At 59.6% G+C, this 8,512-nt stretch carries 7 protein-coding genes; 6 read left to right on the top strand and 1 reads right to left on the bottom strand.

Annotated features, from left to right (window positions below; genetic code table 11):
* Nucleotides 1-169 precede the first annotated feature (169 nt).
* Together NW819_RS06545 and NW819_RS06540 are read left to right on the top strand one after the other, a co-directional pair.
* Nucleotides 170-1,885, top strand: coding sequence for a succinate dehydrogenase/fumarate reductase flavoprotein subunit (locus NW819_RS06545; RefSeq protein ID WP_414413261.1), 1,716 nt, complete (start codon nt 170-172; stop codon nt 1,883-1,885).
* Between the two features lie 139 nt (nt 1,886-2,024).
* Nucleotides 2,025-3,422 carry an aspartate aminotransferase family protein gene (locus NW819_RS06540; protein ID WP_414413260.1) on the top strand — a complete coding sequence of 466 codons (1,398 nt, stop codon included), beginning with the start codon at nt 2,025-2,027 and terminating at the stop codon, nt 3,420-3,422.
* 33 nt (nt 3,423-3,455) lie between these two features.
* Here NW819_RS06540 and NW819_RS06535 read toward each other — a convergent pair whose 3' ends face one another.
* A complete protein-coding gene (locus tag NW819_RS06535) occupies nt 3,456-4,112 on the bottom strand; it encodes a hypothetical protein (protein WP_414342310.1) in 657 nt (218 codons plus the stop codon).
* Nucleotides 4,113-4,457: 345 nt separating this feature from the next.
* On the opposite strand from NW819_RS06535, the gene purF reads away from it, so the two are divergent.
* The 4 genes from purF to NW819_RS06515 are packed head-to-tail and all read left to right on the top strand — an operon-like array spanning nt 4,458 to nt 8,344.
* The gene (gene purF / locus NW819_RS06530; RefSeq protein WP_414413259.1) at nt 4,458-6,086 is read left to right on the top strand and encodes an amidophosphoribosyltransferase; all 1,629 of its coding nucleotides are present in this window, start codon (nt 4,458-4,460) and stop codon (nt 6,084-6,086) included.
* 52 nt (nt 6,087-6,138) lie between these two features.
* Nucleotides 6,139-6,663, top strand: a complete 525-nt coding sequence (gene def, locus NW819_RS06525; RefSeq protein ID WP_011433713.1) for a peptide deformylase — start codon at nt 6,139-6,141, stop codon at nt 6,661-6,663.
* Nucleotides 6,664-6,674: 11 nt separating this feature from the next.
* Nucleotides 6,675-7,172, top strand: a complete 498-nt coding sequence (locus tag NW819_RS06520) for a thiol-disulfide oxidoreductase DCC family protein (protein WP_414413258.1) — start codon at nt 6,675-6,677, stop codon at nt 7,170-7,172.
* The gene (locus NW819_RS06515; protein WP_011433715.1) at nt 7,106-8,344 is read left to right on the top strand and encodes a pentapeptide repeat-containing protein; all 1,239 of its coding nucleotides are present in this window, start codon (nt 7,106-7,108) and stop codon (nt 8,342-8,344) included. The genes NW819_RS06520 and NW819_RS06515 overlap by 67 nt, the downstream gene beginning before the upstream one ends.
* The last annotated feature ends 168 nt before the right edge of the window (nt 8,345-8,512 follow it).

The raw sequence follows: 8,512 nt of genomic DNA, 5'->3' as shown, positions 1-8,512 counted from the left end.
CGGTCGGAGTCGGGTAGTTTACAGCAGAAAGTGGTAAGCCTACGGCACCGCACCGCTGCTGATAACGAGCTATACTCAGGTGCTGCTGGAGAGGCTGCTGGGGCCGGCCATAATGGGAAAACGCCATCCTGGCTGTGGCGGAATCCTTTGCGAGAGCTTGCCTGCATCCATGCTGGAACACGACATTGTCATCATCGGGGGAGGGCTGGCCGGTTGCCGAGCGGCTTTGGAGGTTATGCGACGGGATCCCAGCCTCGACCTGGCCTTGGTGTCCAAAACCCATCCCATTCGCAGCCACTCGGTAGCAGCCCAAGGGGGCATTGCCGCCGCCTTACAAAATGTCGATCCGCAAGATTCCTGGGAGGCTCATGCCTTCGATACCGTCAAGGGATCCGATTACCTAGCGGATCAAGATGCGGTGGAGATTCTGGCCCGGGAAGCTCCTGAAGTGATCATCGACCTAGAACACTTGGGGGTCTTGTTCTCCCGCCTGCCGGATGGCCGCATTGCCCAGCGGGCCTTTGGGGGACACAGCCACCCGCGCACCTGTTATGCCGCCGACAAAACCGGGCACGCCATTTTGCACGAGTTGGTGAGCAACCTCAAGCGTTTTGGGGTCAAGCTCTACAGCGAATGGTATGTGCTGGATCTGATCCTGGAGGACAACCAAGCCCAGGGCGTGGTGATGTTGGAGCAGGCCAGCGGGCGGCTGGAGGTGGTGCGGGCCAAGGCGGTTATGTTGGCTACAGGCGGCTATGGGCGCATCTACAACTCCACGTCCAACGACTTTGCTTCCACCGGCGATGGCATGGCGATGGTGGCGCGGGCCGGCCTGCCTCTGCAGGATATGGAGTTTGTGCAGTTTCATCCCACGGGCCTGTATCCGGTGGGGGTGTTGATCTCAGAGGCGGTGCGCGGGGAGGGGGCCTATCTGATCAATGGGAAGGGGGAGCGCTTTATGGCCGCCTATGCCCCCAGCCAGATGGAATTGGCCCCACGGGACATCACGTCGCGGGCAATTGTCACGGAGGTGCGGGCCGGGCGCGGTATTGACGGCAAAGATTTTGTCTACTTGGATCTGCGGCATCTGGGGGCAGAAAAGATCCACACTCGGCTGCCCTTCTGTTGGGAGGAGGCCCATCGCCACTTGGGCATCGATGCGGTTGTCGATCCCATTCCGGTGCGACCGACGGTGCACTACTGCATGGGTGGGATCCCGGTGACGGTGGAGGGGCAGGTACTGCGGGATGCCCAAACCCGTGTGGAAGGGCTGTTCGCTGCCGGTGAAACGGCCTGTGTTTCGGTGCATGGGGCCAACCGGCTGGGCAGCAACTCTCTCCTGGAGTGCGTTGTTTTCGGGCGGCGCACAGGGGCAGCCCTGGTAGAAGCCGTCAGAGGTCGAGCCTTGCCGAAAGTGGACGAGGGATCCCTACTCAAACAGGCCGCCAGCCGGATTGCCGGGCTCCTGGAACGATCAGGGAAGAGCCGCATTGATCAGGTGCGGCGGCAATTTCAAGATTGCATGACCGAGCATTGCGGCGTCTACCGCACCGAATCGGTTCTCCAAGAAGGGATCCAAACATGGCAACAGATCCGCCAGCGTTACGAGCAGGATTTGCGCTTGGACGATCGGGGCAAGGTGTGGAACACCGAGCTGATCGAAGCGCTGGAGCTGGACAACCTCATGACGGTGGGGGCCTTGATCCTCGCCAGCGCCCTGGAACGGCGGGAAAGCCGTGGCTCCCACGCGCGGGAAGATTACCCCCAACGGGATGATCAACGGTTTTTACAACACACCTTGGCTGCCTTTCGCGAGGGATCCCCGCAGATCAGCTATCGCCCCGTGGTGATCACCCGGTTTCCCCCTCAGGAGCGAAAATACTAACTTTCCAGAGGCCTCCCAGGCCGATTAGGATTGCTCTATCGTTCCCGTTAGCAGGATGGAGCCCCTTTCAAAATTATCCAATATCTAGGGATTCCATCTTCGCCAGCTTGAAATCTCGTCTACTGCCGGAGGGCCAGCCATGCAAGAAACCCTGGAGAAAGCAGCCGTCGCCCTGCAAGCGGAGCTGAATCTGGAGCCTTTTTGGATGCCCTTTACGGCCAATCGGCAATTTAAAGCCAACCCGCGCCTGTTGGTGGCCGCCCGAGACATGTACTACACCAGCCACGATGGCCGCCAAATCCTAGATGGGACTGCCGGGCTGTGGTGTGTGAATGCCGGCCACTGTCGTCCCCCGATTGTGGAAGCAATCCAACAGCAGGTGGCCCAACTGGACTACGCCCCAGCTTTTCAAATGGGCCATCCCAAAGCCTTTCAACTGGCAGAGCAGCTCATCCAGCTCACTCCTGCCGGACTGGATCACGTTTTTTTCACCAACTCTGGCTCTGAGGCGGTGGATACGGCCCTGAAAATGGCCATCGCCTACCATCGCTTACGCGGACAGGGATCCCGGCAGCGGCTGATTGGCCGGGAACGGGGCTACCACGGCGTTGGCTTTGGGGGCATCTCGGTCGGGGGCATCTCCAACAACCGCAAGTTTTTCGGCAGCCTCATTCCCGGCGTAGACCACCTACCCCACACCCACAACCTGAAGCAAAACGCCTTTAGCCGCGGCCTGCCTCGCTGGGGATCCCACTTGGCAGAAGACTTGGAGCGGATCGTCGCTCTCCACGATGCCAGCACGATTGCAGCGGTGATCGTAGAGCCGGTTGCCGGTTCAACGGGGGTGTTGCTGCCGCCGGTGGGCTATTTGGAAAAGCTGCGGGCCATTTGCGACAAATACGGCATTCTGCTCATCTTCGATGAGGTGATCACCGGCTTTGGGCGTCTGGGATCCCCTTTTGCGGCCAATTACTTTGGGGTGGTGCCGGATCTGATTTGCTGTGCCAAGGGCCTCACCAATGGCACCATCCCGATGGGCGCAGTGATCGTCAAGCAAGAGATCTACAGCGCCTTCATGGAGGCTGCTGGTTCCGCTGATGACCTGCACCGTCCAGGGGACAACAGCAGGACGCTGTCCTGGAGCCCCATCGAGTTTTTCCACGGCTACACCTACTCCGGCCACCCAGTTGCCAGTGCCGCCGGCTTGGCTACCCTGAACCTGTATCGAGAAGAAGGCTTGTTCGAGCGGGCTGCCAACCTCGCTCCCCTCTGGGAGGAGGCTCTCCATTCCCTACGGGGCTTGCCTCATGTCATCGATGTGCGCAACCTCGGCTTGGTGGGGGCAATTGAATTGGAAGGGATCCCTGGCCGACCGACAGCGCGGGCTTTTGAAGCTTTTTTGCGCTGCTACGAACGTGGGGTATTGATTCGCACTACAGGTGATACCATCGCCCTTTCCCCGCCTTTGATCATCGAGGAAGCCCATATTGAACACCTGATCGCCACCCTGAAGCGAGTTCTTCAAGAGCTACCTTAGTCCTGAATCGACAAGAGAGACTGCCTGAGGGAGTTAGAAGCTTCTGGGGCTGGGCGTCGGCGAAGGACTGGGAGAGGGACTGGGTCTGGGCGAAGGGGATACCGAGGGAAAGGGATTGGGGGTGCCGGTCGGCGTTGGCGAGGGGGAGGGACTGGGCGCAGGCAACACCCGTAAAGGAGCTTTGGCCGAAGCAATTCGGCCCTGGGTATCCGCCACCATTGCCGTCACCTCATAATCCCCGGTGGGAGCAGAAGTGGGAATGGTGATGGGGATGGTGCCAATGCAGGCTCTGCTGTTGGGCTGACAGCCGACGGCAGCGGCAGTGAAATCAAAGGTGAGGGTGAGGGGGCTTTGTCGGATTTCCACCCGGAAGCTGATGCCGGCCCCCAAACCTGCAGGAGTCGTCACGGCCACCAGCACGTTGAAGGGTACCGTCTGTCGCGCGTCCGTCAGGGCCACCACGGCAATCGAAGGCGGCTCTGCTGCAAAGGAAGCAGTGGGAGAGGGGCTGGGAGTGGGGAAAGGATTCAAGAGGGGAGTGGGGGTCGGGGTAGGCAGAGGGGTGGGCGGCGGCGTAGGGACAGGACTGGGGATGAGGAAAGGAGTGGGCGTTGGAGCCACCACCGCTATCGGCGTGATGGTAACCGCAGGCTGTTCGCCGGCATCTTCTTGGCAAGCCACAAGTGACAACGACAGAAGAGCGGCTACACTGGCCCTTATTACAGAGGAGGCTGCTAACGTCCAGCTCTGACGGAACCTATGGGGCTGCTGTCTCATGGGGTTTGACTCCTCACAACACAAAGCTTTGGGATCCTGCCGGTTCTGGGAGAGCCGAGCCTTGGTGGTGTCCAACTCAAAAACTCGGCCAGGCTGCTTCTCAGCCACAGCAGCGCTTACACGCTGCTAACACTATAGGTAGAGTCTTAGCTTTTTGCAAACCCCACCTGTGGACTTCCCCTTTGGGGGTGAAGCCAGATAGAGGGGAATGACCTGGGCCGAGTTAGACTGGTAAGCGTGACAGCAAGACGAGGATCCATGGCAGCAAGGGCGGGAGCAGAACCATCTTCTGGCTGTGGAGAAGCAGAGGGGCAGACTGCCGTTGGCGTTGATGCCCTGTACCCCTCAGAAAACATCAGCGGGGCGGGGTATGCCCGGGAAGAGCTGCAAGAGGCTTGCGGGGTCTTTGGCATCCTGGCTCCAGGAGAGGAGGTGGCCAAGCTGGCCTACTTTGGCCTATTTGCCTTGCAGCATCGCGGCCAAGAATCGGCAGGGATCGCCACTTTTGAGGGATCCTTTTGCCGGGTTCACAAGGCGATGGGCTTGGTCTCCCAGGTCTTCGATGAAGTGAACTTGGCCCAACTGACCGGGGATCTGGCGGTTGGTCACACCCGCTACTCCACCACTGGATCCAGCCGCGTGGCCAATGCTCAGCCGGTGATCGTGGAGACTCGCCTGGGGCCGCTGGCTCTGGCCCACAACGGCAATTTGGTCAATGCGGAAGAGCTGCGGAAGGAACTGGAGGCCGCCGACCGGCACCTAACCAGCAGCACCGACTCCGAGTGTATTGCCCACGCCATTGCCCAGGCGGTGAACCAAGGTCAAGATTGGATCGCGGCCACTTGCCAAGCTTTGCGCCGCTGTCAGGGGGCTTTTAGTCTGGTGATCGGCACGCCAGAGGGCCTGATCGGGGCACGGGATCCCTATGGGGTGCGTCCGCTGGTGTTGGGGCTTTTGAGCAGCAACCCCGCTCTGGATGAGCTGCTGCAGTCAGAGATGCTGGAGATCATCTGTAGCGACGGCACCCTCAGCCACCCCGAGGCCGAGCCGCTGCATTATGTATTGGCTTCAGAAACCTGTGCTTTGGATATCATCGGGGCCGACCCTCTGCGGCAGGTGGAGCCGGGAGAGTTGGTGTGGATCAGCCGTCAGGGGCTGCAATCGGTGCGTTGGGCGGAGGCCACCCCCAAGTTGTGCATCTTCGAGATGATCTACTTCGCCCGCCCAGACAGTTGGATGCACGGGGAAAGCCTCTACTCCTACCGGGTGCGGCTGGGAGAACAACTGGCCAAGGAGGCTCCGGCAGAGGCCGACTGGGTGATCTCCGTTCCCGATTCCGGCACGCCGGCGGCCATTGGCTATGCTCGCCAGTCGGGGATCCCTTACACGGAAGGGCTGATCAAAAATCGCTACGTGGGCCGCACCTTTATCCAGCCCACCCAATCCATGCGGGAGCGGGGCATTCGCATGAAGCTCAACCCCCTGGAGGACGTGCTGCGGGGGAAGCGGATTGTTATTGTGGACGACTCAATTGTGCGGGGCACCACCAGCCAGAAAATCGTCAAGGCCCTGCGCCAGGCGGGGGCTACCCAGGTCCACATGCGCATTTCCAGCCCCCCGGTCACCCATCCCTGCTTCTACGGCATCGATACCGATAGCCAGGATCAGTTGATTGCTGCCCAGCATTCCGTAGAGGAAATCGCCGAGAAGATTGGAGTGGATTCTTTGGCCTACCTGAGCTGGGAAGGCATGCTGGCTGCCACGGGCCGGGATCCCAACTCGTTCTGCTCCGCTTGCTTTACCGGCCACTACCCCATCCCCATCCCAGAAGGGCTGAAGCGCTCCAAGCTGGCCCTGGAACTGGTGGCTACTGGCAAGAGCCGCTAGGCTGCTCAGGGATCCCCGCTAGACTGAGAAGAAGAATTGCTTGGGGCAAGCCATGACTTTTCGCCTACGCCAATTGGGGGATCCCATCCTGACGCAAGTGGCCGAGCCGGTGACGGAGTTCAAAACGCCGGCCTTGCAGGATCTTATAGAAGGTATGCTGGCTACCCTGAAAGAGGCGCAGGGGGTGGGCTTGGCTGCTCCTCAGGTGGGATCCCTGCTCCAAGTGCTGATCGTGGCCTCTCGTCCCAATCCCCGCTACCCGGAAGCGCCGCAAATGCAGCCTCTGGTGATGGTTAACCCCCGTCTGCTGGCTTGCAGTTCTGAACAGGTGCTGGGTTGGGAAGGCTGCTTGAGTGTGCCCAATTGCCGTGGTCTGGTGGCCCGCGCCCGCGAAGTGGAGGTGGAGTATTACACTCCAGAAGGCGTTCAGCAAAGGGTGGTCTGGCAGGATTTTCCGGCGCGGATCTTTCAGCACGAATACGATCACCTGATGGGTCGGGTGTTCCTGCAGCGGCAGCCTCGGCAACTGCTTACCGAAGCCCAGTACCAAGCCCAGATTTTGGGTCAGCCCGCCTGAGGGATCCCACCATGCCCTACATGGTTATCTACGACGGCCTCTGCAACCTCTGTGCCACCGGCGTTCAGCTCTTGGAGCAACTGGATCGCGGACGGCAGTTTTGCTATGCTCCCATGCAAGATACCTCTACCCTGGCCCAATGGGGGATCCCACCGGAGCAGGTGGAGCTGGGGATGATTCTCATCGATCTGGAGCACCCAGAGCGCCGCTGGCAGGGATCCGCTGCCATTGAACAAATTGCCGCCCTTTTGCCGAGCGGGGAGGTGTGGCTGGCTCTGTACCGCAACTTTCCTGGCTTGAAGTTTCTGGGGGATCTGGGCTACAAACAGATCCGGGATCACCGCTACGAGTGGTTTGGCTGCCGTAACACCCTCTACCTATCGGCTTACCCTGTCTGTGTTCGCGGCCAGGATCTCCTGGTGGATTTGGTAGATAAGGAATCATGCTCAGCCCCGTCCAGCAACTGCTGCACCAATACGCTCAGGGGGAACGGGATTTCAAGCAGCTGAATCTCAGCGCCCTGGGGCTTTACCAAGCAGATCTGCAAGGGATCCTCCTCAGCGGGGCCGACCTCTCTGGCCTTTGTCTGGCTGAAGCAGTTCTGTGCCGGGCCATTTTGGTGGGAACTGTCTTGGTGAATGCCAACCTGCGCCAAGCCTTCCTGGAACAAGCCAATCTGTGTCGAGCAAACCTACGTCAGGCTAACTTATGGCGGGCCCAGCTAAAAGCTGCTGATTTGAACAATGCCCGCCTAACTGAAGCCATTCTTTGTTACGCTGACCTCAGCCATAGCCGCCTTGAGGGAGCCCATCTGCAAGGGGCGGACTTGAGCCATGCCAACCTCAGCCAGGCCAATCTCCGGCAAGCCAACTTGCGCCAAGCCAACCTGATGGGGGCTAACCTAAGCAGCGCCGTTTTGGCTGACGCCGATTTGCATCAGGCCAATCTCGTGGGAGCGGACTTGCGGGGATCCCTGCTGCGGAGCGCCCACCTTACCCCTGAGACCCAAATTGCAGAAAAGTGGCGCCAGGTGTGGCAAATCCTCAACTGGGAGCAGGAAGGACGAGATCTGGTGGGCAGGGATCTGTCGGAGGCAAATCTTTGCGGGGGCTATCTCCACTCGGCCCAATTGGATGAAGCCAACCTTGCCGATGCAGACCTCAGCCAAGTCATCCTCTGCAGGGCTTCCTTGCAAAAGGCTAACCTGCGCCAAGCTCGCCTACTGCAAGCGGACTTGCAGGGCTCCAATTTGCGAGAGGCTAACTTTGTCCATGCCGATCTGCGCGGCGCCAATCTCCGCGAAGCCCACCTCGGCGGGGCCGACTTAACCTCAGCCAACCTACAAGGGGCAGATCTCAGCCAGGCCGTCCTGCAGGGGACACGCCTAGACGCCCAGACCCAATTGGATCCCAAGTGGAAACAAGTTTGGCGGGTTCTCAACCAGCCGCGTTCCGGCTGGAGCTTGGCCCGAGCTAACCTTGCAGATGCGTATTTGCGCCGAGCCTACCTGCAGCAAGCGGACTTGACCGGAGCGGATTTAAGAGGAGCTGATTTGCGAGAAGCAGACTTGCAGGAAGCCAACTTGAGCCAAACCGACTTGCGGGGCACCAACCTGCGGGGAGCTAACCTGAACGGCGCTTTGTTCAAGGGATCCCTTTACGACGAGTACACCTTTCTTTAGACTCACATTGTTGCTACAGCCTATTAAAAATAGGATACAAGTATTCAAGAGGAAGGAGAGAGGGATATGCCAACCCATTCGCTAGAAGCTGGGAAGTGTAGCATAGAGCAGATAGTGGAGACCTCTTTATTACTTATCAACCCGTCCTGCTTCCGAAGTTGGTTTGCT

Origin of the sequence: Synechococcus sp. R8-2, from assembly GCF_047461715.1 — a bacterium.
Taxonomy (GTDB): Bacteria; Cyanobacteriota; Cyanobacteriia; order Thermostichales; family Thermostichaceae; genus Thermostichus.
This window is presented reverse-complemented; position numbering and strand designations above follow the sequence as displayed.

What these genes read in the sequence shown, in the direction of transcription:
- NW819_RS06545 (WP_414413261.1), top strand. Translation starts at nt 170, where the DNA reads ATGCTGGAACACGACATTGTCATCATCGGGGGAGGGCTGGCCGGTTGC.
- NW819_RS06540 (WP_414413260.1), top strand. Translation starts at nt 2,025, where the DNA reads ATGCAAGAAACCCTGGAGAAAGCAGCCGTCGCCCTGCAAGCGGAGCTG.
- purF (WP_414413259.1), top strand. Translation starts at nt 4,458, where the DNA reads ATGGCAGCAAGGGCGGGAGCAGAACCATCTTCTGGCTGTGGAGAAGCA.
- def (WP_011433713.1), top strand. Translation starts at nt 6,139, where the DNA reads ATGACTTTTCGCCTACGCCAATTGGGGGATCCCATCCTGACGCAAGTG.
- NW819_RS06520 (WP_414413258.1), top strand. Translation starts at nt 6,675, where the DNA reads ATGCCCTACATGGTTATCTACGACGGCCTCTGCAACCTCTGTGCCACC.
- NW819_RS06515 (WP_011433715.1), top strand. Translation starts at nt 7,106, where the DNA reads ATGCTCAGCCCCGTCCAGCAACTGCTGCACCAATACGCTCAGGGGGAA.